This is a genomic window from Thermococcus sibiricus MM 739 (genome assembly GCF_000022545.1).
GTDB lineage: Archaea > Methanobacteriota_B > Thermococci > Thermococcales > Thermococcaceae > Thermococcus_A > Thermococcus_A sibiricus.
The window spans coordinates 466,535-492,448 of the sequence record NC_012883.1; the positions used below are offsets into that span (position 1 = coordinate 466,535).

Sequence of the window (25,914 nt, forward strand, 5' to 3'; positions counted from 1 at the left end):
TGAGGTATGAGAGCTAAGAAAGTCATAGTCATTCATGTCAAAGATGATTTGGAAAAAGAAGAGCTAATGAAGGAGCTCCAAAAAATTGAGTTACCTGCCTTCATTTATGTTCATGGCAAACTGAACTCCCTTAAAATCAATATTCAGGGGACAAAAGATGAAATAAGAGAGGCTATGGAGAAAGTCAGGGAAATACATTACAGGGTTAGATCCCGTCTCTATCCTGATAGGAAGGGCTTCTACCAATACAATGTTAACGATATCTTCAGAGAGGCCGGAGTTAGCATTTCAATACCTACATTAACAAAAACCCTTGAGCTTTTAGGGGAACATGCTGATCTTAAAGGGGATAAGCTTATAAGCTCTCTTTCTTGGGGTGAGATAGTAAACCTGGTTAAAAAGCTTGGAGAGGTCTTAACTGATATCTCTCTCCAAACAACAAGACAAATAAGGGAGGTAATTGCCCCCATATCTGTTACTCTCAATATTGATCCACAGGAAGTTTTGGAATTAGCCGTTGATTTTGGTGTTGCAGAGTATAAAGAGGATAAATTTAAATATGAACTTGTGAAGAATAAGGAGCAAGCTATGGAAATTATGCTCAAAAAGTTGGAGGGTGGGGGAAATGAAGATTGAAGTTATAAAGCGTGATAAAAACTTGCTTGAGTTTTATCTGGTAGGAGAAGATCATACATTCGCCAATTTGCTTAGTGAGACACTTCATGAGAACAAACATGTTACATTTGCAGCATATACTATAGAACACCCAGTACTAATGGCAAGAAAACCAAGATTTAGGATATCCACGGATGGTAAAATAACTCCAGAAAAAGCTTTAGAAGAAGCAGCTCAAAAAATATTCGATAGGGCTAAAGATGTCCTCGAAGTTTGGGAAGGAGTCATAAAAAAATGATTTTTCATATTCTTATTTGTTCGGTAAGTGGTTGTTATGATAAAATATTCTAAAGATTTCACTGACAAAAATCTCTCTAGGTTCGGAGACTCTCTCGTCAACTTTATTTTTTCCCTGGCGTTAAGTAGATATCTTGGCTATCCAAATGCTGGTAGAGTTCCCAATGCTTCTCTCACAATAGGTCTTGAAAAGGCAGGCCTTTTGCATTGTGTTCCTCCAAGGACAGATAAACATGGGAAAGGGGATATAGCGGAGGCTATAATAGCTTATGCTTGGTTCGAGGGAGAGATGAGCATAGATGAAGCGGTAGATATTCTTTCGAAAAACTTCTCTTCTGATATTACCCATCCGTCCAGAAAAAAAGAAGTAATTGGGAATGCCTTTGGAGAGCTTTTAAAAATTATAAAAGAAAGATTAGCCCTTTAAATACTGGTCAATAGTTCTATTAATCCTCTTTTGGTTGGTAGGTTTGCGAAGGTCTCAGGATTCTTTATTTTTAGTAAAAGAGGGACATCTCCAAATAACCTAAGGGTTTTTCCAAATGGGATTTTTCCTTCTCCAGGCATTAGGTGAAGGTCCCCTACTCCGTAAGCTAATGCATCAATGGGGTCGACTTTTGGAAAGAACTTTCCAAAATTATCATGAATCATTAGAATTATTGTTTTTTCTGTTCCTAGTTTCACATCTTCTAAGAATTTGTTTTCATCACCTTGGGCACTAAGAAACGCATGACCAAGATCAAGTGCGAAACCCAAGTTTTCCTTGTTGATGCTTTCAACTACATAGAGGGTATCCTTAACACTATATGTGTTCTCTAAAGCAATTTTGATTCCAAAATTTTCTGCCATTTCAGCAAGTTGTTGGAGGGCCTCTATTTCCAAGTCTAATCTTCCAGTACGGCCACTCTGCATAACAACTATCTTAGCTCCAAGCTTTATCGCAACATCAATTACGGCTTTAGCTACATTGAAATGCCTGCTATAATAGGTATTATCTCTAAGATTCACTGAAGTGGGCATTCTAATAGTATACTTTACTCCCACTCCTTTTAGAGCATTTTCTATTGATCGAAGACCCTTTTCCACAACTTGACCATTTTTTATTAGTCCAAGCGCATGTGGGAATATCTGGACAAAATCGTAATCTTTAATTTTCAAATCTGCTAGAACGGATGGGAGGGTTTTCCCATTGTTTAAAAACTGTGGATATATGTTGACTCCTATCTCCATATTTTTACACCTTTCACTTTTTGATAAAGATTATGAAAACACCAAATTTAAAAGTTTCCAAAGTTATTTCATTTTAGGTGATTCTAGTGGAGAGGGAGATATGGAAATACCTGAGTTTTATTCTCACATTGCTTTTAGCATTAGCGATAATTGGAAATGTTCTCCTTTACATTAATAATAATGAGCTTCAGAAAGCCATACAAGAGAGAGGCAATGTCACAGTAGTTTATAATGGGACAGTAAAAGAGGTTGAGAGTAATGCCACTATAGCTCTTCAAGCAAAAATAGAAGAACTCCAAAAAGAGTTGGAATACATAAAAGGACAATTAAGAACCAATAGAACTGAGAAAGCAAATGTTACAATAGCTATTCTTCCTGTGGTGGGGCCTATTGATGAAACCGCAGCCTTTGATGTAATATCCAAAATAAGAGAAATAAGAAATGATGATAATATTGGGGGAGTTGTCCTCTGGATTGAAAGTCCTGGAGGGTACGTAGGGCCGGTGATAACCATTTACAAGGAATTAAAGAAACTTTCTTATGAAAAACCTATAGTGGCTTATACGGGGGGTATGGCAGCTTCTGGAGGATATTTGATAGCTTGTGCTGCAGATAAAATAATAGCAGACCCACTTGCAGAGGTAGGTAGTATAGGAGTTCTCTATGTCCACTATGATCTTGAGCAGAATTATGCTCAAAATGGAGTAAAAGTAAACGTCTTTAAAACCGGTAAATACAAAGATACTGGTGCTGAATGGAGAGATCTAACAGAAGAAGAAAGAGAGATGATAAAAAACGAAGTTAACACGTATTTTGAGTATTTCCTTCAAGTTGTGGGTGAAGGGAGGAATCTTGATCTGAACACCACAAGGAAATATGGAGATGGAAGAGTGTGGTTTGCAAGTGAGGTTAAAGGAACACTGGTGGATGATACTGGAGATTTGGACTTCACTATAAGTGCGCTGGAAGAAATTTTGAACGTAAAAAGTGCCAACGTTGTGTTATATAGCACGCAAAAAGTAGATTTTGGAATTTATCAGAGTTCCTCACTTTATATGCCTCCAAATTATGCCCTATCCTATATTAGGAGGTGAAGTGATGAAATGTGAAGAACATCTTAATATATTTGAAAATGGATTTGAAGATGGCAAGTTTAACCTGAAAATTGAATATTATGGAAAAAATGCTAGGAGAATATTGCTTGCTGTGATATTTGAGCTTTACTCTCCAATTTATGGTACTGAGTATGTTTATCCATTTGAATGTGCCAAAGAATTCTGGGGGGTCTATATGGAGTCCAGTGAAATTGTTCCAGAGAACCTGGATTTAAGTAGGCCCAAATTTATTACAAGAGCCTTAATAGATAAGGCAAAATCTTTGCTAAATGAAATAGAAGTCCCAGAAGAAATTAAAAGGTCACTTGATATAGAAACTTCTGAAATATACAAATTCAAGGACGGGTTGTTAGTAATTGGGAGAAACTTCCTGATTGATGGGGGCAAGAAAATCCTCTTTGTATTTAATAAGCCTCATGCAAGGGAGTTACTCATTAAGTATTTGGGGAGAGGATGATATGAGGACTGAACATGTTATATGGTTTGTGGTATCGATTATTATTCTTTTTGTAGTCTGGAAAACCGTTGAGCCATTAATAACATCGATCATTTTCGCCTTAACTGTTGCTTATATTCTTCACCCGGCTCATACAAGGCTTGCTCAGAAAATTGGATCAAGAGAGTCAGCAATTGTGTTTTCAGCTATTATGAGTCTTTTGCTCGTAGGGTTTATTTTTGGAGTAGCTTTGTGGTTCAGAGATGTTACGGGATCTCTTGTGAATTATATAAACGAATCCCTTGAATGGTTCATAAGTCTTGATCTTCCTCCTGATATAGCAAAATCAGCTACAATTTTATTTGAACGGGTTTCGGAGAAATTGAGTGAATATCTTTTGAGTTATACTCTTTCAATTCCAAAGTTACTCTTACAAGCGATTATTTTTATAGTGGTGTTTTATGGTATACTGATTCATTCTCATAGCCTTTCAGCTGAACTTTATAGCCTCCTTCCGGAAGAGAGGAGGGATCTTGGCATAGAGTTGATTGAAAAAGCAAGAGATACCTTAAATGCCATCTTGAGAACATGGCTCATGTTAAGTGTTTCTAAGGGCATTATATTAACATTGGGCTTTTATGTATTCAGGGTTGCAGATTTAAGCGGATCAATCGCTGCAGGTATTGTCTGTGTGGTGCTTGAACTTCTCCCTGTTATTGGTGGGTGGTTGGTATGGTTAGTGGGAGCAATATACCTCCTTACGCAAGGACAAATATTTGCAGGAATAATGTTTGCAATTTATGGAGCCCTTCTCATATCCCCCGGACCGGACATCACAATTAGGCCAAAATTAGTCGCAGAAGGGGCAAAAATGAACTCTGCACTTGCATTGATTGGAATCTTTGGAGGCATAATGGCATTTGGAATAAAAGGAATTGTCATTGGACCAGTAGCATTGGGTTTATTATTAACTTTGCTAGAAGAGTGGAAGGAGCAAAAGAGAGAAGGCTAGATGTTAAAGTTCTCTACTTGTTTTTCCGCTATTTCTCCTACTATTGGGAATTTGTAGTATTCACCTTGGTAAGCCTTTGCCATGCCGGGTATCCAAAAGATAAGTCCAACTAATGTTACTAGTGAACCTAGTATCCACCCAAAAAATGGAATTGCTCCAAATATTATATCAATTATTGTTATCGCAAGGAATGTAATTGTTGATTGCATTGCATGGAATCTCACAAAATAACTCTCCTTTTCAAGCAGGAGAAAGATTATTCCTGTCAGTCATCCCAGAAGATATGCAAGTGCTCCTTCAACATTTTTCATCAAAACCAAGAGATGTTTTCTTTTCTTCCTCCACTTTTTGTGTTCTCCTTTGAAATGATTTAATAACTTTTTGTATTTTATCCTTAAATGCTTTCTATTATGTAATAATGAGACCTTTTAAGAACAAACACTGGAACCATCTCTCTTTGATATTCAAACTTCTTTAGGATTTTAGACTCACCAAATCTTTTTAAGGCAATCTATGCATTTCATAAATGAAATTAGGTTTGCCTAATGGTGATGACCATGTATGTACGATTAAGTCAGATGCGAGAGGGGGAAAGGGGGACTGTTGTTAATGTTCAAGGGGGCCATAGGGTTAGACAGAGGCTTCTGGGAATGGGGATTGCTCCAGGGACAAAAATCGTAGTTATAAAGGCTGGTTTTTCAGGCCCGTATATTATTGCTCTTGGTAGTACAAGGCTTGCTTTGGGTAGAGGGATTGCAGAGAGAATAATTGTTAGGAGGGAGCGGTAATGAACGAGTGTCATGACTTCAAGGATATCTCTAAAAACAAGAAACAAGGGTTAAAAGTTATAGCCTTGGCAGGCAACCCTAATGTAGGGAAAACTACTATATTCAATGCTTTAACAGGGCTGAGACAACATGTAGGAAATTGGCCGGGTGTAACGGTCGAGAAGAAAGAGGGAATATTGAAGTATCACAATAAGGAATTTTTGGTTGTAGATTTGCCAGGTACTTATTCTCTTACTGCTAATTCTATTGATGAACTCATTGCAAGGAATTTCCTGCTTGGTGGTAACGCCAATGTGGTAGTTGATATTGTGGACTCATCATCTCTTATGAGGAATCTTTTCTTGACAATGGAAATTTTTGAAATGGGAATTAAAAATGTGATAATTGCTCTTAACAAAATAGATATTGCAAAAAAGAGAGGAATAAGCTTTGATGTAAAGAAAATGGAAAAAGTTATTGGGGTTCCAGTGATCCCTATGAATGCTAAAAATGGGGAAGGGATTGAGGAATTGAAAGCAATGATATCTGAAATGGCAGAGGGAAAAGCAACCACGAACCCAATTACTCCGATTTATGATGAACCTATAGAACGGGAGATAGGACATATATCTGGTATTTTAAATGAAACCCCTTTAGCTCAATGCTATAATGTTCGTTGGCTTGCCATAAAACTCCTTACAAGAGACCAAGAAGTAATAAAGCTTGTTTTGAATTATTTAGGCTCTAAAAAAATGGATGAAATACTTATCCACATAAGCGAGTTAGAGAAATATTACAAGCATCCTTTAGATATAGTCATTGCCAATCAAAAGTATGAATTCATTGACAAGTTAATGCACCAATTCGTTATTCATTTTGGAGAAGTTCATGAAACCTTTAGCGATTATATTGATAAGATCCTCACTCACCCATTATATGGTATTTTTAGTCTTTTTGGGGTATTTTATCTCTTATTCAGATTTGTATTCACTATCGGAACGCCTCTGCAAGAATTTTTAGATAACACCTTTGTTTCATTCGGTCAACTTATAGCTCCCCATATTGGAAATGAAGCCCTTAGAGGGCTTATTGTTGATGGAATTATAGGTGGAGTGGGCTCAGTGTTGAGCTTTTTCCCACTAGTCTTTCTACTGTTTGTTGCAATGTCAATACTTGAGGATAGTGGGTACATGGCAAGAGCTGCCACTGTTATGGAACGGATCATGCGTATATTCGGGCTTCCAGGTAAGAGTTTCATTCCAATGGTGCTTGCTTTTGGGTGTAATGTCCCAGCAATAATGTCTACACGGACACTGGAAGATGAAAGAGATAGAATACTCACCATGCTTGTTAATCCTCTCGTGCCTTGCAGTGCGAGGATGGTTGTAATAACTTTCTTGGCTGGAGCATTCTTTAGTGAGCATAAAGCATTGGTGGCCGTTGGAGTATATGCAATCTCACTTTTTCTTGCTCTACTCTCAGCACTAATACTTGGAAAGTTTGTTATTAAAGGAGAGGAAAATCCCTTTGTGATGGAACTTCCGGAATATGCTATACCATCTTGGAAAATTGCTTTAATTCACTCTTGGGAGAGAAGTAAGGAATTTTTGAGAAAAGCAGGGACAGTAATACTTTTTGGCTCAATTGCAATATGGTATCTTAGTAGTTATCCTCAGGCTATAGGAAGTGGATTAAGTTATGCAGAGAAACTTGGAAGAGTTTTTGAGCCCTTCACAATGCTTATGGGACTTGATTGGAAAGCAGCTGTGAGCCTGATTTTTGGAATAATTGCTAAAGAGAACGTTATTGCAACTTACGGTGTAATTTACGGTATAGGTGAAAATGAAGAAGCTTTGATAATGCTGATGCGCGCTGCAATGACATCGTTGCAGGCATTTGTATTAGCTTTAGTTACTACCCTTTATATTCCATGTATAGCTACTATTGGAGCAATAAGAGCTGAGGGAGGAAATAAATGGGCCACAGTAGCCGTGATCTATAACTTATTGCTCTCAAGCGTTATTGGAGTTTTAGTCTATAATATTGGGCTATTCCTGGATCTTTAATTATTGCTGGTGAGGTGTATGGGAAAGCTGGATGATGTCTTGGAGTTGATAAAAGAGGGTGTAAGAACCTCAAAAGAGATAGCTGAGAGGTTAGAGATGTCTGTAGAAGAAGTGGAGGGAATTATAAAGATTCTTGAGAGTTTGGGATATGTTGAAAAAATAGAAATAGGAGAATCATGTGGGAGTTGTCCTCTGAAAAAGATTTGTCCAGGGAGCTGTATTGTTTTTAAAGGCAATATATATCAGATGAAAAAATGAAGGTGTCTAATGTACATGGTTCAAAACATGTTCACTGAGGGTATATTTAATCCACGTAAAATATTTAAGGCCATGACTCTAATGTATTATTGGTGATAATATGAAGGCAGTTATTCTTGCTGGCGGTTTCGGAACAAGGTTAAGGCCACTCTCTTCAACTAGACCCAAACCAATGATCCCAGTTCTTGGTAGGCCGAATCTTCAGTATATCCTTGAAAATTTGCAAAAAATAAGTGAAATTGATGAGGTCATACTTTCAGTTCACTACATGAGGGGCGAGATTAGAGAATTTATTGAAGACAAGATGAGTGATTATCCCAAGGACATCCGTTTCATTAACGATCCAATGCCTCTGGAGACAGGCGGGGCGCTTAAAAATGTTGAAGACGTAGTAAGTGACGAATTTTTGGTAATTTATGGCGATGTGTTTACCAATTTTAACTTTGAAGAGCTTATAAAGGCACACAAAGCAAATGATGCCCTTATCACAGTAGCCCTCACAAAAGTCTACGATCCAGAAAAATACGGTGTGGTAGTAACTGATGAAGAAGGAAAAATAGTTGATTTTGAAGAAAAACCTTTAAGGCCCAAGAGCAATCTGATAGATGCTGGAATATACATGGTTAACAAAGAGATTCTTAACGAGATACCAAAAGGCAAAGAGATTTATTTTGAGAGGGAAGTTCTTCCGAAATTTGTTGCTCAGGGATTAGCACACGGTTATATGATGCCTAGAAATAATTACTGGGTAGACTTGGGAACTCCAGAGGATTTCTTCTATGCCCACCAGCTTATTCTAGACGAAATCGCTAAAAATAACGGGTATTATACGGTTAAAGAGGGTACTGAGGTTCCAGAGGATGTGGAGATCCAAGGGCCTGTCTATATAGATAGTGGAGTCAAAATAGGGCATGGTGTCAAGATTAAAGCGTATACATATATTGGTCCAAATACCGTTGTGGAGGACAAAGTGTATCTTAAAAGATCAATTCTCCTAGGTAATGATATAATAAAGGAGAGAAGCGAATTGAAGGATTCCATACTCGGAGAGGGCGTTGTAGTTGGAAAAAATGTTATTTTGAAAGAGAATGCAGTAGTTGGAGACTACGCTAAAATCTACGACAACCTTGTTATATATGGTGCAAAAGTGCTTCCATGGAAGAAAGTGGAGGAGTACGAGGCATATCTGAGGATAAAGCTCGATCCAACAAAAGTTAGACCGGAACTTACACCAGAGAGATGTCCTTTGGGACTTCCAGAGTGCATTTATACAAAGTTTAAAGCTATCGCAGCAGAAAAACCACCATGTGATGAATGTATTGAAAATCAATGGCTCTTCTGATCTTTTTTCTTTTAGTCCAACCTGGGATTGTATTCAAAAATGATTTTTCCGTTTTTAAATACTCTAACAACTCCACTTTCTGATACTGTGATTGCAATAGCTTTTGTTAACTTTGATATTCCTGCAGCTGCTAAATGTCGACTTCCTAAGCCCGAAGGGATTCTTACAGCTGTTTTTTTAAGATCAATATCTAAGTATCTTCCTGCACACAAGACTCTACCCGATTTATTTATAACAAAAGCTCCATCCAAGAAGGCAAATTCCTTTATTATTTCTCGCGTGCTTCGGTCCAAGATGTTTATCTTGTATCCTTTGAATGGATTTGGTACCATCTGGTAAGAGTGGCGGATAACATTCCTTGTGTCTCCTATTACAAATATTGTGCCCACGGGCTTACCTTCTCTTCCTTCTAGACTTAGTTCTATGGCTAACTCAAGGACTTCTCGGAATATATGTTCTATTTGTAAAAAGAATTCATCTTTAGCTTTAACTGTTTTTTCAGCTCTACGAATTCCTAAAGAAGAAGGAGTCACATAAACAAAAAGGTCTTTTTCATGAATTATCTCGTTGGTGATCATAAAGCTTGAGGCTAAGTTCACGAGATTTTTTGTTCCTAAAGAAAGGGGCAACCGGAGATAATGGAAATTAGCAGGTTTTTCTTCTGCTTCGTTTCCGATTATAACCACTGGAATCTTCATTTTAAGCAAATTTTTGGGTTGGATCCCAATTATGACTAGTGCTTTAGTATCTAACGTATTTATCAATTCTATAGCTTTCTTGAGTAGTATTGCACTGTATCCATTCTCTTTCATGCTTTTCCCTAATTAAAGTTATAAGCGGTGGATATTTATAAACATTTTTAAGTAATGGAGTAATTAGTGACGAGCTAATAAGTGTTTTAAACATTAAATTCAAACATCTTCTTAAGAGGAGAGGTGTAAAACATGAAAGTTGTCGTTGCAATTACTGGAGCAAGTGGTGCAATTTATGGCATCCGTTTAATAGAGGTTTTGAGAAGTTTGGGTCATGAGGTCGTCTCTATCGCATCGGGAACTGGTTTAAAAGTTGTTCAATATGAATTGGGCATCGAGTTTGAACCTGATTTTCATGAAAAGGATTTATCGGCCCCAATAGCCTCTGGTTCATACAAGTTTGATGCTGTTATAGTTGCCCCATGTTCAATGAAAACCTTAAGTGCCATAGCAAATGGATTTGCTGATAATTTAATCACACGAACAGCTGATGTGGCCTTAAAGGAACGCAGAAAATTAGTACTTTTAATTAGGGAGACGCCATTGAACTTAATCCACATCCAGAACATGTCGAAAGTTACCCAAGCTGGAGCAATAGTTATGCCAGCATCTCCAGCGTTTTACCCTCAACCTAAAAGTTTAGACGATATGATTAACTTTATAATTGGAAAAATTTTAGATATTCTTGGACTACCTCATAATTTGTACAAACGATGGGGGGAGTAAGGTGGTATATCTTGACGATTTAGATAGAGAAATTCTGAAGCTCCTTCGAGAAGATGCTCGTCTAACGATATCAGAAATGAGTGAAAGGTTAAATAAACCTGAGTCCACCATACATTTCAGAATAAAGAAACTTATAGAAAGGGGAGTTATAGAGAGGTATACAATTGTTCTGGGCAAAAGTGCGAGACCTAACGAGATAGCGTTTGTTGTCTTGGAATTAGAAAAACCAGTCATTGAAGACTTTTTAGATAAATACCTTGAATATGTTTCGAGAAATTTGGCCATGTTGCCCAATGTTCTTCTGGTTGGAAAAACTGAAGAGGAAAGAATAATTGCGTTAGTTGGGGCGGATAGTAAAGAGGAGCTTTTGAAATGCATTGAGGAAAACATTAAGAGCATACCCAGTGTAAAAAATGTTTCAGTTCACTATATCAAAGATTTTAAAAAGGGAGAAGAGATTAAAGGTCTTTTAATGGGGATCTAGAATGGAGGTTGAGGTTAAATTTAAAGTAGATTTTAATGAAATTGAAGGTAAAATAAAGGCTCTTGGAGCAACATTTATTGGAGAGGAAGTACAGGAGGATTTATATTTTGATCTTCCTCTTCCTGATCTTCTCCGCATTAGACATATTGTTAATCTCAATAAAGTAATTTTGGGATATAAAGAGATTAAAGACGAGAAGAATGAGGAATTTGATGAGATAGAGGTCGGAGTGGAAGATTTTAATAAAATGAAGGAAATTTTAGAGCGACTTGGTTTTAAAGAGGATGTCTGGGTTAAAAAGTATAGGCGAGTTTATAAACTTGGAAACATCACCTTTGAACTTAATACAGTAGAGGGGCTTGGTGATTTTTTGGATATTGAGGTTATAAGTGATAATGTTAATGAAGCCAAAGAGAGGATATGGGAAGTAGCGGGAAAGCTGGGATTAAAAGAGAAAGATATCGAATCAAGACTTTATCAAGAACTAATAAAGGAAAGGGAAAAAACTACCTTGCAGTAGCGACTATTTTTATTATATCGTTATACTGGAGCTCGTAATCTTCTCCTATCCTTCTATGAGTTTTTGCATTAACTGCATAGAGAAAGCTCTTACCTAGATCGGTGTGTACTTTATACGCTAGATCTCTGGGGGTTGCACCTTTTTTCATCAGGAATACATGAGGTAAAACATTTCCAAACTGGTCCGTAAGTTTATGCTCGTCTTCAACTGGATAAACAGGAACAAGTTGAAGAATGTCGAAAATGGCCCTGTTTATGACCTCTTGAACTCCAGTTGATCCGAATCTATCTAGAACCTTCTCTCTGATGAGATCAAGGCCGTGTTTTTGTTTTTCATTGAGGGGTTTTATCACTTTAAAATCCTTTGCGCCGGGAATATAATCAATGTAACCAGCGTTTGCTGCTTTTCTTAGAGTGAGTTCTGCAGCTGCAGAGGTTGGAATGACTGTATATCCCCTTTTCTTTCCTTCTTTTATAATACGTTCAATATCTTCATCACTTGCGGCATCGGCTTTGTTGGCAGCTATTATTAGCGGCTTGTTTATTTTTCTTAACTCTCTGACAAAATTAAATAAGTCATTGTCACTCCATTTGGTGGGGTCATCGCTTAGTTCGACTTTGTGCAGTGCTTGTAGCACGTCTTCTTCACTAACACCTATCCCCGTAAGTTGCTCTGCTATTGCTTTTGAGAGCTTCAAACCTTGTAGCTTTATTCTCTTTGAGAATTTGTCCCAATTTTTCTTGAGAATGCTATGGATCCAGTAATCTATCTCTTTTTCTAGGAATTCTATATCCTCCACAGGGTCGTGATACTCTGTGGGTTGTCCCTCAACGTCAGTTTTCCCTGTGACATCAATAATATGAATAAGGGCAGAGGCCATTCTTAAGTCGTCTAAGAACTTATTCCCTAGTCCTCTTCTTTCATGGGCCCCTGGAACAAGACCTGCAACATCTATCATTTTTATTGGAATCAATGACACTCCATTTCTATATTCATAGTTCTGTGGGTTAGGTACACATCCAATTTCTTTACAAGGATGGACTGCAGTTGCATAGCTCACTCCGATATTTGCATCTATGGTTGTGAAAGGATAATTAGCTATCTGAACGTCAACGAGAGTGGCCGCAGCAAAAAAGGTTGATTTTCCAACATTTGGTTTTCCTACAATACCTACTTCCATTTTATCACCTCAGAATATTGTGAAATTCCCCTTTTCCATAATCCTTTCTCCATCAACTTCTACAGTAGGATGCCATACAAGACAATCGTAGTGGTTTAATGCAGGGGCATCATTGTCATAATTAGCTCCAATGGCTATGTGGATGGTTTTTCGGATCTTCTCATCTTCTAAAAGTTTTCCTGACATTTGAGCTTTTGGATTTAACCCTATTCCAACCTCTCCAAGGTGCCACGAGTTTTTGGCCTCTTCTAACTTTCCTATCTCAATAGCCATTTTTTCTGCATCTTTTATTGCTTTTTCTAGCTTTTTTGCAGCTTCTCCACCTTCAATTCTGCTTAAAAAACCATTCTCTACGTAAACTTTAACGGGCTTTTCGGGAATAATATTCTCTCCACCTAGGCCCAAGGTTCCATCAAATACTATAACTCCTTCACTTTTTCCAACTGTGGGGGAGATGAAAACTTCTCCGGCAGGAATATTTCCACCACTTCCGGCCTTTCTAAAGTCACCATCATCTTTTAATGGCTTTCTATTTCGTATATCTACCATGAGATCTGTTCCCTTTTCCGTGGTTATATGGATTTCTTTCCCATGGTTTAGAATTTTGGAAATGATTGTGACCTCGTCTCTAAGTTTTGCGTAATTTATGGGAACACTGCGAAGGTAGATCTCTTTTGTAATTCCAGGGCTCCAAAATCCCCTGATTTTCTTGTCTCCTCTCAGAAGCTTTTCAAATATATGATTGTATTTTTTATGATCTCTACCAATATAACCGATATTGATACCATGAGCGTCTTTTCCAAGTTTTTGCTCACTAATGGAAATTACAATGTCCGGTTCTGACTTTATGGCTTCTATAACTGCTCGCTCAGCATAATCCAAAGTTCCCTTGGTCTCTTGAACAACTATTGTGGGCCTTGCTTTGAATTTCTTTGCAGCATTAAATAGACTTAAAGAGATTTCAAAGACCTCTCCTGGGTTGGTTATTATTAATATCTCCTCTCCATCTTCCACGCTTAATACATCTTTCATGACTATCACAGATGCATCAATTAAGTTCACTTTTCCACCCCTTAGTCCATTTATTTTCACCCCCTTAATTAGAGTTGTGCTTGGTAAGGGAAAGAGTTATAAAGCAAGCTTCCCGTTATCAATGTGAACTCTATCTTTGATTATTTAGGAGGGAAGAAAAATGGCGGAAAGACCACTTGATGTTATACACAAGTCACTTGACAAAGAGGTTTTGGTAATCCTCAAAAGAGGAGCTGAATATAGAGGAAAGCTCATTGGTTATGACATCCACTTAAATGTAGTCTTGGCTGATGCTCAGCTTATTGAAAATGGCGAGCCCAAGAAAAGTTATGGTAAGATCGTGATCAGAGGAGATAACGTGTTGGCTATCTCTCCAGTCGAGATAGAATGAGTGAGAGGTGAAGTTTCGTGGGAAGTGGAACAGCCCCTCATGGAAAAAGGAACAGGACTCCTACTCACATAAAATGCAGGAGATGTGGAAGGAAATCTTTTAACACTAGAAAGGGTTATTGTGCTGCATGTGGCTTTGGGAGAAGCAGAAGGCTTAGAAAATACAATTGGAGTCACAAGTGGAAGAAGGCAAGAAGTGTTCTTTAATTTTCTTCCTCTTTTCCCAAAGTATATGAACTACTCCCCTTTTGGAAAGAGTTTCCTACCCAAAAAAGATAAAATACATTGTTCTAATTAATTTTCATGAGTGCCAAAGAGAAGATTTTGGCTTATCTAAAAGAGAGGGGTCATGAAGGTGCTTTTCAAAGTGAGCTCTATAATCTTAATTATTCCAGATCTACGATAGCCGAGGCTATTGAAAGCTTAGAAAGAGATAGAAAGATTCTTAGGAGAGGACTTGGAAAGAAGACATATAGAGTTTGGATTGTTGAGGAAGCTCCATTTCCGATAGAGGGAACTCTTAGACTTGGTCTGTTGAAGGCTTTGGAGTATCCTCACGCTCTTTTAAGCGCCAAGGATCTTGAGGGCAAATATGATGTGAGGGTAGTAGTATATGATAGCGCTCTGGAACTTACAAATGCATTGAGTTTGGGAAAGGTGGATTTGGCCTGTTCCCCATTGATTACTCAAGTTCTTTTTGCACTACTCACTAAGAATTTGAAAATTGCTGCGGGATGTGGATTTGGGGGAGGCGGTGTTGTTGTAAGAGAAAACCTTAAAAAAGGTATAAAAATTGGTTCTTCGGAGCTTTCCACAATGGAGACTATGTTAAAACTATTTCTTGAAAAGCACAATCTTATAGGGAGGGTTCAGGTGGTTTATTTCAAAAAGCCCGAAGAAATTGTAAAAGCGTTTTTAAAGGGTGAAATAGATGCTTTGAGCATATGGGAACCATATTTGAGTGAATTAGAAAAATTAGGCTTTAAAACTTATAGATACGTACAAACGTTTGGTCTTTATCCATGTTGTACACTTGGAGTAAACTATGAATTTTTAAGACTTAACAAGGAACTTTTCTATAAATTCATAGAAAGTTATAAAGAGAACACTGAAAAACTTGAGCAACGGAGAGAAGAGGCTATCAAACTAATGGAGAAATTTTTTGGATTTAGTTCGGAACAGATAAGAAATGGCTTCGATGGATTTTTATATGATTATAAGCTTACTAAAGACCAAATAGAAGTGACTTTGAAGTTTTTTGGAGTAAAAGTATTTAATTTGGATTCTCTTCTTTTGACAAAAGGTTTTTAATATCTTGAGTTCTCTTATACTTTGCCTCTAATCGTTAAGACAATAATCTAAGTGAGAACTATGAACGGAGAGTTAAGAAGAAGACTCTGGGCTCTCGCATGGCCTGCAATTCTAGCTAATATAGGCCAAACGCTGGTTAACTTAGTGGACATGGTAATGGTAGGCCAGCTTGGATCCCTTGCTATAGCAAGCGTTGGTCTAGGTGGCCAGTTTTCCTGGTTTATGATGCCCCTTATGTTTGCAATCTCCACTGGAACCCTCGCGTTGGTCGCTAGATTTGTGGGGGCTAAGGACATTGATATGGCTGAGAAAGCTCTTGAGCAGAGTGTGTATCTTGCATTTTTCATGAGTATTCCAGTGATGTTATTTGGTATCTTCTTTGGGGATGATGCTCTTAAAATAATGGGGGCCAGTGAAGATGTCATAAAAATTGGATACTCATATATTAGGATGTTTTTCTTATTTTATCCCGTAAATTTTATGTCGTTTGCCGCTTTCAGCGCCCTTAGGGGTGCAGGAGACACAAAAACGCCAATGAAACTGACTCTACTTACAAACGGTGCAAACGTTTTGTTGAACTACGGTTTAATCTTTGGAAATTTTGGATTGCCGAGGTTAGAAGTAGTGGGAGCTGCTTTGGCTTCTGGACTTTCAATCCTAATTGCCTTTATTGTAGGGTTAGTATTATTCCTTAAAGGTGCACTGATTTTGAGATTTAGGCCTTCTTTTAAACCTGATTGGGAAGTCATAAAGAGAATTTTACGGATTGGTGTTCCAGCTACTGTTGAAAGAGTCATCTTTAGCTTTTATAACTTCCTCTACATAAGCATTGTCACACGTTTTGGAACTATAGCATTAGCTGCCCATCAGGTCGGTTTAAGGGTTGAAAGTATAGCATATATGCCTGCTTTTGGCTTTAATGTTGCTGCTTCAGCTTTAGTTGGTCAAAGTCTGGGAGAAGAAAATCCAGAAAAAGCCGAAAAAGTAGTCTACGAGGCCCTAAAAATGGTCTCCGTGTTCATGGGGATTATGGCAATAATTTTGGTGGTTTTTCCCAAATACCTTGTCATGCCATTCGTGACTAAGAGTGACCCCAATTATGCTGAGGTTCTCCGATTGGCCAGCATTTATCTTATAATCGTTGGTATAAGTGAGATTCCCCTTGGATGGACATTCGTGTTAAGTGGTTCCCTTAGAGGGGCTGGAGATACGAAAAGTCCAATGTACGTAACTGCCATAAGCAAGCTTTTATTTAGAATAATACCCTCGTATATCTTGGGCTTTGGATTTTCCTTCTGGATGATTCATATAGAAGGAATGGGAGTTGTAGCTGCATGGCTTGCGATGACGTTGGAAACTTTCACAACGGCAGCATTTTTCTGGTTTATTTTCAAACGAGGAAAGTGGAAGTATATAAAAGTATGATCACTGGAGAGCTTTTAAGGCCATTAATGCCTCTTCAAATGGAGCATCTGTTTTTATTGCAGTTGGGGAAAAATGAGTTCTGCTCACTTTGTAGCCCTTCTCTTGGAGTATTGCACCTATTTCAGAGAGTTTTCGTACTTCAAGAGAGTTTCTTCTTGCAAGAGCATGAGTATCGTAGAAGAATGGCTCATCTAGTTCCTTGAGGAGAGTATTCAAAAAGTTAAGAACTTTCTTCTTTTGGGCCAGCTCACATTCTTCACTTTTCAATATCATTTTTTCAATGAATTTTTGGTCTTTAAGTGGCCCTAACCACAACGGGCCGAAGGCATTGAGCTTACTTGGAAGGAATCTTTTTTCGATTTCGAATTTTCCATTTTTGGTATCGAAATAGACATAGCCCAAGTTCATAAGGGACTTGTCTCCTTCCTTTGCCCCATCTTTGAGTTGTAAGAATGCTCTGAAATAATGGTCTTTATAATATGCAACGAGAACTTTGATTCCTAGGTCATATTTTGCGGCATATCTTGCAACAGTCCCTATTAGAATTCTTAGCCCGCTTTCATGGCAGAGTTCTCCCCTCAAAGGTATTGAGTTATATCTTCTAACACATGCCTTTGAGTGCGCCCCACATAGAGGAGCAGTATCTGTAGCGGTAATTGCAATGGTTCCTTTCCTTTTAACACTCCTAAGCGCTGAATCGAGGAATTCCATTGGAGAACCAAAAGGATCAAGATCAATGAAATCAAAGTATCTAAACTTTTCAGTCATCAAGAGATTAGCGTCTTTGTTTGTTGCAATTATCTTTCTTTCTCTAGTTATTATTGCCATTTCCCTTTCTAGAATAGGTTTCTCACCAAAATTATTCTCCAGATTTTTAATAATAAGTTCAAAAGCACTTGGGTTTATGTCATTTAACCATGCTTCTTCAGCTTCAGTTTCGAGAGCATATCGTATTCCTCTTACCCCTGTTGCAGATAAAGCATCTAGAACTTTTTTAGAACCCAAGGCTTTCAAAACGAGAACACTCAGATCTCTATTAAGAGCCATGATGGGGTTATAAAAGACAGGGGCGTCATAAATACGCTCAGCTTTAGGTATGAAGATCTCAGCCATGCCTTCTTTGATTTTGGTAAGTTTCATCAAGTTACCTCCAAAAAGAAGAGAAAGGAGGATCACTTTATTTCAACATAACCGCCTATTGCTTGGCCAGGTAAGGCTTTTTTAAATATTGCTTTTACTTCTCCTCTAATTCCATGGGTTCTTGTAATTTTTCCCACAAGAAGCTTTCCACTTGGGCTTTTCCATAGAACTTTCTTGCCAATAAGAGTTGCAGCTTGTTCTTTGCTTTCAATTCCTAGTGGTTTGATAATCATGTGGTTGTTGTGTTGGTACTCTTTACTTCTCATGTAACTTAACACGATGCCCTTCATTATCATCACCGGAAATCACTATGGAAACTGGTTTTTAAACTTTTACGTTGTCGAAGAACAGGAAAACATGGTGGGGCGAGGGGGATTTGAACCCCCGACACCCGGATCTTCAGTCCGGCGCTCTCCCAGGCTGAGCTACCGCCCCACGCTGAATGAGGAATCACAACCAAATAAAGGGTTGGTTTGAGATTCTAAGGCACTTTAAGGAGTTTTTGCACTTATTCGTGAGGCCATATACGTATCATCTAATTTGGCTTAAAAACTTTACGCTCAAGTAACTCTTACTGTCAGGATAAGCATTAGGAGGTTAGGTTTAGGTTAAGTCTTGGGGCTTTTAACCCTGCTCTTAAATCCTTTAAGGACCTTAGCGTAAACGCTTAGAATATACACTCTAAGGATTTTTAACACTTTTTGAGAAAATGAAGAAAAAGATGGAAGAGGCCCTTAATAATTATGCTAAAGAATAAAATTAAAAAGTCAAATCCTCTAATAATATCCTCCCTTAAACTCTATAATTTCTCCAGTGTTTGGACTGGCTTTATTTAATGCTGCTATAAAACAATAAGAACAAAATAGGTGAGGAGGTCAATTTTCTATTTTTATTTTGGATGTCTAGAGTGTCCCTTTAATCATTATTCTTTTGAAAGCTTCACCTTCAGGATAGGGTAAGGTGTTGGTTTACTTAATGTTCTTAAGGGTGGATGTATTATGCAAGGTCTCATAAGTCTTTAGTATCCCATCTATAAATCTCTCTTCCAAATGTCACGAAATCATTTGTTCCAGGAGCCAAGTGAGCCATGAACTTGAACTCTATGTTAGGTTTATTATTTTTAAAAGCCTCTTCCTTTTGAGTGTAATCAACTACCTCCGCAACAAAGAATGTATAATTTCCGTAATTCCTCTCATCAATAACTTTGCATTCTAAATTAGCTAGAGCCTCTTTTATGCTTGGAGTCTGAATCCTTTTTGAAGGCAGTAGTGTTATGCTCATGTGTTTAAGCTTATCTGGCCCACTTTTTCTTCCAGCAATTAGTACATCTTTCAATATTTCAATGCTCGGAATACTAATTACGAACTCTTTGTATTTTTTGATCAAATCGTGAGTATAGCGGTGAGGGTTGATAGAGACGCCCACAATTATTGGTTTAGTTGATAAGTACGTTAGCCAATCGGCTGCCATTATGTTGACCTCTTCACCTTGGCCTGAAACTATTAAAAAAGTGCGCATCGGATATAGTAAGTGCCACATACCTTTCACCACCTGTATTAGACATGTTAATTTATAAAAATATACTTCAATATCCTCTAACTTCCTCGAAAATGGTTATTAACTCTACTTCTATCTTAACACCTTTAGATAGGTTAGCTATCATAACTAATGATATTACAGGCTTTTAATGCCAAAAGTGACCCTAATAGATCTTGTTAAACTTTCCGAAGTTGTATATATCATCCAAATAAACATTCACTTTAGTAACACTGTCCACAGTTGCTCCAGTTGTTATGACAGTATAAAATTTCCGAAGATAAGAAATAAGGATAGCCATCTCAAGGCAGAGTAAACTCGAGTCCCAAGAGGTTATTGTTCACGGACTTCACTACAGAGAACTTGTAGAGCTTTCCTTCTATATCAACCTTAAGTATCGTGCTTGCCAACTCTTCAAACAGTGGCAAAGCTTCTGGAGCAGTACTCTCCAACACGTCACTGTTGATGAAGTAAAGCGCAATCCTCGGTTTCTCGCCAACAAAAGAGAGAGTTTCATTCATGAGATTCAAAATGTCTGCCTTGGACTCTTGGAGCAAGAAGATCTTCTCAAAGCCCAAAACAGGATTAACTACTGTCTTCCCCTCCTCCAACAGAGGACCAAAAAACTCCTTATACTTCTGCTCTCGAATCTCCGGCCTTTCAATGTGAAGCCGCCCAAAAATTTGACCAACGTTGAACCGGCCGCCAAATTTTATGACTTTTAAGTCATTCAAGAAGCTCATGTTCGCGCCAACTAACTCCAGCTGTACCTTGTACAAGTAAAGCGTATCCAAAATGTCATCAACTACCGCTGAGTATCCTTTCTCTTTGGCCCAATCCACTAACTCAGAGAAGAACAAAATGGGTGCCACTTTGGAAGAGTATTCTATTAGCACGGTTTCGCCGAGTTGGATGTTATCCAAAATATCCCTAACACGAATCATTTCACACACCTTATAATAAAAATTCCCCTAATAAGATTTAAAGCTTATGTTAACTCATGGCTCCGTGAGTTAGTATGAATTAAATACTAAGTAAAATCGTGCCCAAACGATCCAAAACCTTGAATTCCAGACTTTGAGCTTTTTTAGGTCTATTATCAGCAGATTAAACCTGATTCCTTACTATGTGTCCTTTGAGTATGGGATACTAAAATCGAAAAGTTTATAAAGAAAGATTATTTTAATAACTATTGGTAACCAAAATATGTAAGGAGGTGATGAGAATGGTGAGAAGGTGGAGGAGAGATATTTGGGACCCCTTCGATATAATGAGAGAAATACAAGAAGAGATTGATGCAATGTTTGAAGACATATTCAGGGGGCCCAGACTATGGAGTTACAGAAGATTTAGCGAGCCAAGAGGAGAATTTGAGATGAGAAGTGAAGGAGTTTGGAGAGAGCCATTCGTTGACATCTTTGACACTGGTGAGGAGTTTGTTATTACCGCTGAGCTTCCAGGAGTCAAGAAAGAGGATATTAAAGTCAGAGTGCTTGAAGATGCAGTTTACATCGAAGCACAAGTCAAGAGAGAACAGGAACTTGAGGAGGAGGGCGCAATAAGAATTGAAAGATATTACAGTGGTTACAGAAGAGCCATTAGACTACCAGAGGAGGTTATCCCAGAAAAGGCAAAGGCCAAATACAATAACGGTGTTCTTGAAATAAGGGTTCCGAAGAAACATCCAACAAAGAAAGAAGAGAAGGGAGGATTTGAAGTTAAAATAGAGTGATTTCTTGATTTATTTTTATTTTTAAAGTTAAAAGGCCAAATTAAGTAAGCAATCTAACTTTACGATCATCTGCTGTTGATAATAAAAAATGGGGGTGGTTTATAATGGCAGATAAAAATGAAATCAAGCTTAAAGTCGCTTCCGCTTACCAGAGAGATGTTGGTAGGGGGATAGTCAGGGTTGATAGAAATGCAATGAGGAAAATCGGTGTCCAGACAGGGGATATTGTAGAAATTATTGGTACTAAAAACACGGCTGCGGTAGTTTGGCCAGCTTATCCAGAGGATGAGGGATTAGAAATTATCCGAATGGATGGCACGATAAGAAAGAATGCTGGTGTTGGTCTTGGAGATGAGGTAACCATAAGAAAAGCAGAAGTTAAAGAGGCCCAAAAAGTAGTTTTAGCCCCAACAGAGCCGATTAGATTTGGCCATGATTTTGTTGATTGGCTCCATTCAAGGTTAGTGGGTAGGCCAGTAGTTAGGGGAGATTACATTAGGATTGGTGTCCTCGGGCAAGAACTCACTTTTGTAGTCACTGCAACTACCCCTTCGGGGGTTGTTCAGATAACAGAATTCACAGAGTTCACGGTCTCAGAGAAAACGGTTAAGGAAGTGACTAAGACTCCAGCTCTTGGAGTCACCTATGAAGACATTGGTGGCCTGAAGGATGCAATTCAGAAGATTAGAGAAATGATAGAACTTCCATTGAAGCATCCAGAAGTATTTGAGAAGCTTGGCATTGAACCGCCTAAGGGTGTTTTGCTTTACGGACCTCCTGGTACTGGAAAGACTTTATTAGCTAAGGCCGTTGCTAATGAAGCTAACGCTCATTTTATTGCAATTAACGGGCCAGAAATCATGAGTAAGTATTATGGAGAAAGCGAAGAGAGACTTAGGGAGGTATTCAAGGAATCGGAAGAGAACGCTCCAAGTATTATATTCATCGACGAGATCGACGCTATAGCTCCAAAGAGAGGAGAAGTTACTGGAGAAGTTGAGAAAAGAGTAGTAGCTCAGCTATTAACCTTAATGGATGGTCTAAAAAGCAGAGGAAAAGTGATAGTCATAGGTGCAACTAACCGGCCTGATGCTTTAGATCCTGCCCTTAGAAGACCAGGTAGGTTTGATAGAGAGATAGAAATAGGAGTTCCAGACAAACAGGGAAGAAAAGAGATCCTCCAAATTCACACAAGGGGAATGCCTATTGAGCCGGATTTCAGAAAAGAGGAAGTTAAAAAAGTCCTTAAGGAACTTAAACAAGACGATAGATTTAGAGATGCTGCTGAAAGAGCTCTTTATAAGATAGAAGATCTTGCTGACAAGGAAGAGATTATCAGAAGAGCCATAAGAGATATCGATGATAAACTTTACGAAGAAGTGAAGCATAGGTTGATTGATCTTCTCCTTGAAGAACTTGCAGAGAAGACTCATGGATTTGTTGGAGCTGATTTGGCAGCATTGGCAAGAGAGGCAGCAATGGCTGCTTTAAGGAGGTTGATTGAAGAAGGCAAGATAGACTTTGAAGCAGAAAGCATTCCAAAAGAAGTGCTTGAAGAGCTCAAAGTAACCAGAAGGGACTTTTACGAAGCATTGAAGATGGTTGAACCATCCGCCCTTAGAGAAGTGCTTCTTGAGATTCCCAATGTTAGATGGAATGATATTGGAGGCCTTGAAGAGGTTAAACAGCAATTAAGAGAAGCTGTGGAATGGCCACTTAAATATCCAGAGGCATTTATGGCTATGGGTATTAATCCACCCAAGGGAATACTCCTATATGGCCCACCGGGTACTGGAAAGACTTTACTAGCAAAGGCCGTTGCTACTGAAAGTGAAGCTAATTTCATTGGTATTAGAGGTCCAGAAGTACTCAGCAAGTGGGTGGGAGAGAGTGAGAAAAACATAAGGGAAATATTTAGAAAAGCAAGGCAAGCAGCTCCTACAGTAATCTTTATTGATGAGATTGATGCTATAGCCCCAAGAAGAGGGAGTGATGTCAACCGAGTTACGGACAGACTTATCAACCAACTCCTCACAGAAATGGATGGTATTGAGGAGAATAGTGGTGTGGTTGTTATTGCAGCTACAAATAGACCAGATATTCTAGATCCAGCATTACTAAGGCCTGGAAGATTTGATAGGATAATCCTAGTTCCAGCACCAGATGTAAAAGCAAGATTGGAAATATTCAAAGTACATACGAGAAACGTTCCACTAGCTAAAGATGTTAACTTAGAAGAGCTTGCAAAGAGGACTGAGGGATATACAGGGGCAGATATTGAAGCAGTAGTCAGAGAGGCCGCATTTAATACCATGAGAAGAGCCATAAGTGAAGGAATAATAAAACCAGGTACGAGGGCAAGTGACATTAGGGAAAGAGTTAAGGTTACAATGAGGGATTTTGAGGAAGCTATGAAGAAAGTAGGTCCAAGTGTAAGCGAGGAAACTATGGAATATTACAAGAGAATTGAGGAGATGTTCATTAAAAAGAAATCTGAAGTAAAACCAACAGAGGGGAGAGATAGAACAATCTTGTGATCCCCTTTTAGTTTTATTTTTGTAGGGTTGCTTCCATTAGATAAGAAGCAAGAACGAATATCAAAAAATAAAAAACTCACTTCAAAAGTTTTACAAACTCTCTCATCCAAGCGTACAAATCTCCTGGATGTCTTGAACTTACCCAGTTTCCGTCTACAACAACTTCTTTATCAATGTACTCTGCTCCGGCGTTTATAAGGTCGTCTTTTATCGTTACAACACATGTTCCTTTTCTTCCTTTAAGAACCCTTGCAGATATCAAGATCTGAGGGCCGTGACATATACTTGCCACGGGTTTTCCAGCTTCAAACATCTTTTTAGCTATTTCCACTGCTTTGGGGTATATTCTTACAATTTCAGGTGCTCTTCCTCCAGGTAAAACTAGAGCATCGAATTCATCTGGATTCACTTCATCAAAGACTAGATCAACATTTACGGAATAATTGTGTTTTCCTACTATTGTACCCTTCTTATTGCTTGCAATATAAACCTCATGCCCCTCTTCTTTCATCCTGTAGAGTGGGTAAAAAAGTTCCAAATCTTCAAATGTATCTGCTGTTAAAAACAGTACTTTCATTGCAATCACCACTATATCAATAAAGACTAAAACTTAAAAGGATTTTTACTCAAAGGTGTGTAGCAATTAGGGAAAATTTAAAAAGCCCTTCTCCTAAAAACCTTCACGTCCGAAGTGGGGCGAGACTTTGGAAAGAGGTGAGAGAGATGGAGAAACGCTTACCCGGAAAGGTGAGAAGAGCCATAAGGGCCAAATATTATGATATTGAACCTAAAGCATGGGTTGGAAGAAAGGGGTTGGAAGAAAGTGTGATCAGTGAAATTGCTACCCAACTAAAAAAAGATGGTATACTAAAGGTAGAAATAAGAAAAGGGGCATTCACCTCTACAAATATGGATAGAGAATCCATAGCAGAAAAAGTTGCAGAACTTACTGATAGTGAGCTCATTGATGTAAGGGGCAAAAGGTTTATATTGTTCCGTCCCAGAGAGGGATGGGAAAAGTATTTAAAGAAGCTTAAGCTTAAGGAAGTCTCGAAAGAGAGACGGGAAGAAAAACCCGTTAAAAAGGTCAAGCTCGATATTGCTCAATTTAGAAAGAAGTTTAAGAAAGGGAGGGAGTGAAAATGGCGACAGTTTATGATGTTCCTGGTGATTTACTCGTTGAGAGGGTAGCCCAAAAATTAAAGGAATTTCCTGAAATAAAACCACCTGAGTGGACATTATTCGTTAAAACTGGCAGGCACAAAGAAAGAGTACCAGACCAAGATGATTGGTGGTATTATAGAGTTGCTTCAGTTTTCAGGAAGGTCTATGTTGATGGTCCAGTTGGTATTGAAAGATTAAGGACATGGTATGGTGGAAGGAAAAACAGGGGTCATGCACCTGAGCACTTTTACAAAGGGAGTGGAAGTATTGTTAGAAAGGCCCTTCAACAGCTGGAAGCTGCAGGACTCATCACAAAGATCCCCGGAGAGGGCAGGGTAGTCACACCAAAGGGGAGAAGCTTTCTTGACAAAGCTGCCACAGATCTCAAGAAAGAGCTTGAAGAGGCAATTCCAGAACTTAAGAAGTATTGATGTTCTCTCATCTTTTGCCTTTAATCAGTATTTTCCAATAACCTTTTAAAATAACTTTTGTTGAGGGTGATAGGATGGCTGAGGATATAGAGGAAATTAGGAGGAAAAAACTTTTAGAGCTTCAAAAGAAACTTGCTGAGCAAAAGAGAGCAGAAGAGGAACAAATAAGACAGGAGATGGAATTGGAGGCCCAATTACAGGCCATAATGAAACAAATTCTTACTTCAGAGGCGAGGGAAAGATTGACAAGGGTTAAGCTGGTTAGGCCAGAACTTGCAAGACAAGTGGAGTTAATACTTGTTCAACTTTACCAAGCTGGACAGATAACTGAAAGAATTACAGATGAAAAGCTTAAAAGGATTTTAGCCCAAATTGATGCTAGAACAAGAAAAGAGTTTAGAATTAAGTGGTGAAAC

32 protein-coding genes and 1 tRNA gene are annotated in these 25,914 nt (G+C 38.3%); 22 read left to right on the forward strand and 11 right to left on the reverse strand.

All coding sequences use genetic code 11. From position 1 onward, the window contains the following. Positions 1–6 precede the first annotated feature (6 nt). The 3 genes from TSIB_RS02450 to TSIB_RS02460 are packed head-to-tail and all read left to right on the forward strand — an operon-like array spanning position 7 to position 1,339. Positions 7–636, forward strand: coding sequence for a DUF2067 family protein (locus TSIB_RS02450; RefSeq protein ID WP_015848779.1), 630 nt, complete (start codon positions 7–9; stop codon positions 634–636). Further along, a complete protein-coding gene (locus TSIB_RS02455) occupies positions 626–913 on the forward strand; it encodes a DNA-directed RNA polymerase subunit L (protein WP_015848780.1) in 288 nt (95 codons plus the stop codon). The genes TSIB_RS02450 and TSIB_RS02455 overlap by 11 nt, the downstream gene beginning before the upstream one ends. Before the next feature lie 36 nt (positions 914–949). Next, positions 950–1,339, forward strand: a complete 390-nt coding sequence (locus TSIB_RS02460; RefSeq protein WP_015848781.1) for a ribonuclease III family protein — start codon at positions 950–952, stop codon at positions 1,337–1,339. Here TSIB_RS02460 and TSIB_RS02465 read toward each other — a convergent pair. Continuing rightward, positions 1,336–2,142: a sugar phosphate isomerase/epimerase family protein gene (locus tag TSIB_RS02465; protein WP_015848782.1), complete on the reverse strand. Its 807-nt coding sequence runs from the start codon at positions 2,140–2,142 to the stop codon at positions 1,336–1,338. The two genes, TSIB_RS02460 and TSIB_RS02465, sit on opposite strands and share 4 nt — an antisense overlap. An 86-nt stretch (positions 2,143–2,228) precedes the next feature. On the opposite strand from TSIB_RS02465, the gene sppA reads away from it, so the two are divergent. Genes sppA through TSIB_RS02480 form a run of 3 tightly spaced genes read left to right on the forward strand, consistent with a single transcriptional unit; the run spans position 2,229 to position 4,705 of the window. Continuing rightward, a complete protein-coding gene (sppA, locus tag TSIB_RS02470; RefSeq protein WP_015848783.1) occupies positions 2,229–3,236 on the forward strand; it encodes a signal peptide peptidase SppA in 1,008 nt (335 codons plus the stop codon). A 4-nt stretch (positions 3,237–3,240) separates the two neighbouring features. After that, positions 3,241–3,714: a PH1570 family protein gene (locus TSIB_RS02475; RefSeq protein ID WP_048160206.1), complete on the forward strand. Its 474-nt coding sequence runs from the start codon at positions 3,241–3,243 to the stop codon at positions 3,712–3,714. A gap of 1 nt (position 3,715) precedes the next feature. Then, positions 3,716–4,705: an AI-2E family transporter gene (locus tag TSIB_RS02480; RefSeq protein WP_015848785.1), complete on the forward strand. Its 990-nt coding sequence runs from the start codon at positions 3,716–3,718 to the stop codon at positions 4,703–4,705. Here TSIB_RS02480 and TSIB_RS02485 read toward each other — a convergent pair. Beyond that, complete coding sequence (locus tag TSIB_RS02485; protein ID WP_323145374.1) at positions 4,702–4,929, reverse strand: DUF4870 domain-containing protein; 228 nt, start codon at positions 4,927–4,929, stop codon at positions 4,702–4,704. The genes TSIB_RS02480 and TSIB_RS02485 overlap by 4 nt on opposite strands. Before the next feature lie 333 nt (positions 4,930–5,262). Between TSIB_RS02485 and TSIB_RS02490 the strand changes: the two genes are divergently transcribed. From TSIB_RS02490 to TSIB_RS02505, 4 genes are all read left to right on the forward strand, one after another. Then, positions 5,263–5,493, forward strand: a complete 231-nt coding sequence (locus tag TSIB_RS02490; protein ID WP_048160207.1) for a FeoA family protein — start codon at positions 5,263–5,265, stop codon at positions 5,491–5,493. Continuing rightward, positions 5,493–7,538 (forward strand): ferrous iron transport protein B, encoded by a 2,046-nt coding sequence (gene feoB, locus TSIB_RS02495; RefSeq protein WP_015848788.1) that lies wholly within the window; start codon positions 5,493–5,495, stop codon positions 7,536–7,538. The genes TSIB_RS02490 and feoB overlap by 1 nt, the downstream gene beginning before the upstream one ends. An 18-nt stretch (positions 7,539–7,556) precedes the next feature. Next, positions 7,557–7,796 carry a FeoC-like transcriptional regulator gene (locus tag TSIB_RS02500; protein ID WP_015848789.1) on the forward strand — a complete coding sequence of 80 codons (240 nt, stop codon included), beginning with the start codon at positions 7,557–7,559 and terminating at the stop codon, positions 7,794–7,796. A 100-nt stretch (positions 7,797–7,896) separates the two neighbouring features. After that, entirely contained in the window at positions 7,897–9,138 is a 1,242-nt protein-coding gene (locus TSIB_RS02505; protein WP_015848790.1) for a sugar phosphate nucleotidyltransferase, read from the forward strand. A gap of 11 nt (positions 9,139–9,149) precedes the next feature. Here TSIB_RS02505 and TSIB_RS02510 read toward each other — a convergent pair whose 3' ends face one another. Further along, complete coding sequence (locus TSIB_RS02510; protein ID WP_015848791.1) at positions 9,150–9,950, reverse strand: DNA integrity scanning protein DisA nucleotide-binding domain protein; 801 nt, start codon at positions 9,948–9,950, stop codon at positions 9,150–9,152. A 132-nt stretch (positions 9,951–10,082) separates the two neighbouring features. Between TSIB_RS02510 and TSIB_RS02515 the strand changes: the two genes are divergently transcribed. Genes TSIB_RS02515 through cyaB form a run of 3 tightly spaced genes read left to right on the forward strand, consistent with a single transcriptional unit; the run spans position 10,083 to position 11,620 of the window. Then, positions 10,083–10,616, forward strand: a complete 534-nt coding sequence (locus tag TSIB_RS02515) for a UbiX family flavin prenyltransferase (protein ID WP_015848792.1) — start codon at positions 10,083–10,085, stop codon at positions 10,614–10,616. A 1-nt stretch (position 10,617) separates the two neighbouring features. Then, the gene (locus TSIB_RS02520; RefSeq protein WP_015848793.1) at positions 10,618–11,100 is read left to right on the forward strand and encodes an Lrp/AsnC family transcriptional regulator; all 483 of its coding nucleotides are present in this window, start codon (positions 10,618–10,620) and stop codon (positions 11,098–11,100) included. A gap of 1 nt (position 11,101) precedes the next feature. Beyond that, positions 11,102–11,620, forward strand: a complete 519-nt coding sequence (gene cyaB / locus TSIB_RS02525; protein WP_015848794.1) for a class IV adenylate cyclase — start codon at positions 11,102–11,104, stop codon at positions 11,618–11,620. On the opposite strand, the gene TSIB_RS02530 is transcribed toward cyaB, so the two are convergent. Together TSIB_RS02530 and TSIB_RS02535 are read right to left on the reverse strand one after the other, a co-directional pair. Further along, a complete protein-coding gene (locus TSIB_RS02530) occupies positions 11,607–12,800 on the reverse strand; it encodes a redox-regulated ATPase YchF (RefSeq protein ID WP_015848795.1) in 1,194 nt (397 codons plus the stop codon). The two genes, cyaB and TSIB_RS02530, sit on opposite strands and share 14 nt — an antisense overlap. Before the next feature lie 9 nt (positions 12,801–12,809). After that, positions 12,810–13,862, reverse strand: coding sequence for an aminopeptidase (locus tag TSIB_RS02535; RefSeq protein WP_148206148.1), 1,053 nt, complete (start codon positions 13,860–13,862; stop codon positions 12,810–12,812). A gap of 130 nt (positions 13,863–13,992) precedes the next feature. On the opposite strand from TSIB_RS02535, the gene TSIB_RS02540 reads away from it, so the two are divergent. The 4 genes from TSIB_RS02540 (at position 13,993) to TSIB_RS02555 (ending at position 16,958) form a co-directional block, all read left to right on the forward strand. Beyond that, a complete protein-coding gene (locus TSIB_RS02540; protein ID WP_015848797.1) occupies positions 13,993–14,223 on the forward strand; it encodes an LSm family protein in 231 nt (76 codons plus the stop codon). A gap of 17 nt (positions 14,224–14,240) precedes the next feature. After that, complete coding sequence (locus TSIB_RS10145; protein ID WP_081432773.1) at positions 14,241–14,429, forward strand: 50S ribosomal protein L37e; 189 nt, start codon at positions 14,241–14,243, stop codon at positions 14,427–14,429. A 96-nt stretch (positions 14,430–14,525) separates the two neighbouring features. Then, positions 14,526–15,533 carry an ABC transporter substrate-binding protein gene (locus tag TSIB_RS02550; protein WP_015848799.1) on the forward strand — a complete coding sequence of 336 codons (1,008 nt, stop codon included), beginning with the start codon at positions 14,526–14,528 and terminating at the stop codon, positions 15,531–15,533. 60 nt (positions 15,534–15,593) lie between these two features. Further along, the gene (locus TSIB_RS02555; protein WP_015848800.1) at positions 15,594–16,958 is read left to right on the forward strand and encodes an MATE family efflux transporter; all 1,365 of its coding nucleotides are present in this window, start codon (positions 15,594–15,596) and stop codon (positions 16,956–16,958) included. On the opposite strand, the gene TSIB_RS02560 is transcribed toward TSIB_RS02555, so the two are convergent. The 5 genes from TSIB_RS02560 to TSIB_RS02580 form a co-directional block, all read right to left on the reverse strand. Next, positions 16,959–18,098, reverse strand: coding sequence for a tRNA (guanine(10)-N(2))-dimethyltransferase (locus TSIB_RS02560; RefSeq protein ID WP_048160208.1), 1,140 nt, complete (start codon positions 18,096–18,098; stop codon positions 16,959–16,961). Between the two features lie 32 nt (positions 18,099–18,130). Continuing rightward, positions 18,131–18,394, reverse strand: coding sequence for a 50S ribosomal protein L35ae (locus tag TSIB_RS02565; protein WP_015848802.1), 264 nt, complete (start codon positions 18,392–18,394; stop codon positions 18,131–18,133). A 62-nt stretch (positions 18,395–18,456) separates the two neighbouring features. Further along, positions 18,457–18,533, reverse strand: a tRNA-Phe gene (locus TSIB_RS02570). Between the two features lie 573 nt (positions 18,534–19,106). Beyond that, positions 19,107–19,637, reverse strand: a complete 531-nt coding sequence (locus TSIB_RS02575; protein WP_015848803.1) for a flavin reductase family protein — start codon at positions 19,635–19,637, stop codon at positions 19,107–19,109. 299 nt (positions 19,638–19,936) lie between these two features. After that, entirely contained in the window at positions 19,937–20,578 is a 642-nt protein-coding gene (locus TSIB_RS02580) for a DUF257 family protein (protein ID WP_015848805.1), read from the reverse strand. Between the two features lie 281 nt (positions 20,579–20,859). Between TSIB_RS02580 and TSIB_RS02585 the strand changes: the two genes are divergently transcribed. Both TSIB_RS02585 and TSIB_RS02590 read left to right on the forward strand, forming a co-directional pair. After that, on the forward strand, positions 20,860–21,366 hold the full coding sequence (locus TSIB_RS02585) for an Hsp20/alpha crystallin family protein (RefSeq protein ID WP_048160209.1): 507 nt from the start codon (positions 20,860–20,862) through the stop codon (positions 21,364–21,366). A 104-nt stretch (positions 21,367–21,470) separates the two neighbouring features. Continuing rightward, entirely contained in the window at positions 21,471–23,903 is a 2,433-nt protein-coding gene (locus tag TSIB_RS02590; protein ID WP_015848807.1) for a CDC48 family AAA ATPase, read from the forward strand. A 76-nt stretch (positions 23,904–23,979) separates the two neighbouring features. On the opposite strand, the gene pfpI is transcribed toward TSIB_RS02590, so the two are convergent. Then, a complete protein-coding gene (gene pfpI / locus TSIB_RS02595; protein WP_048160210.1) occupies positions 23,980–24,480 on the reverse strand; it encodes a deglycase PfpI in 501 nt (166 codons plus the stop codon). A 146-nt stretch (positions 24,481–24,626) separates the two neighbouring features. Here pfpI and TSIB_RS02600 point away from each other — a divergent pair, with 146 nt between their 5' ends. The 3 genes from TSIB_RS02600 (at position 24,627) to TSIB_RS02610 (ending at position 25,911) form a co-directional block, all read left to right on the forward strand. Next, positions 24,627–25,043 (forward strand): YhbY family RNA-binding protein, encoded by a 417-nt coding sequence (locus tag TSIB_RS02600; RefSeq protein WP_048160211.1) that lies wholly within the window; start codon positions 24,627–24,629, stop codon positions 25,041–25,043. A 2-nt stretch (positions 25,044–25,045) separates the two neighbouring features. Further along, positions 25,046–25,498, forward strand: coding sequence for a 30S ribosomal protein S19e (locus tag TSIB_RS02605; RefSeq protein ID WP_015848810.1), 453 nt, complete (start codon positions 25,046–25,048; stop codon positions 25,496–25,498). Positions 25,499–25,572: 74 nt separating this feature from the next. Then, positions 25,573–25,911, forward strand: coding sequence for a DNA-binding protein (locus tag TSIB_RS02610; protein ID WP_015848811.1), 339 nt, complete (start codon positions 25,573–25,575; stop codon positions 25,909–25,911). Positions 25,912–25,914 lie beyond the last annotated feature (3 nt).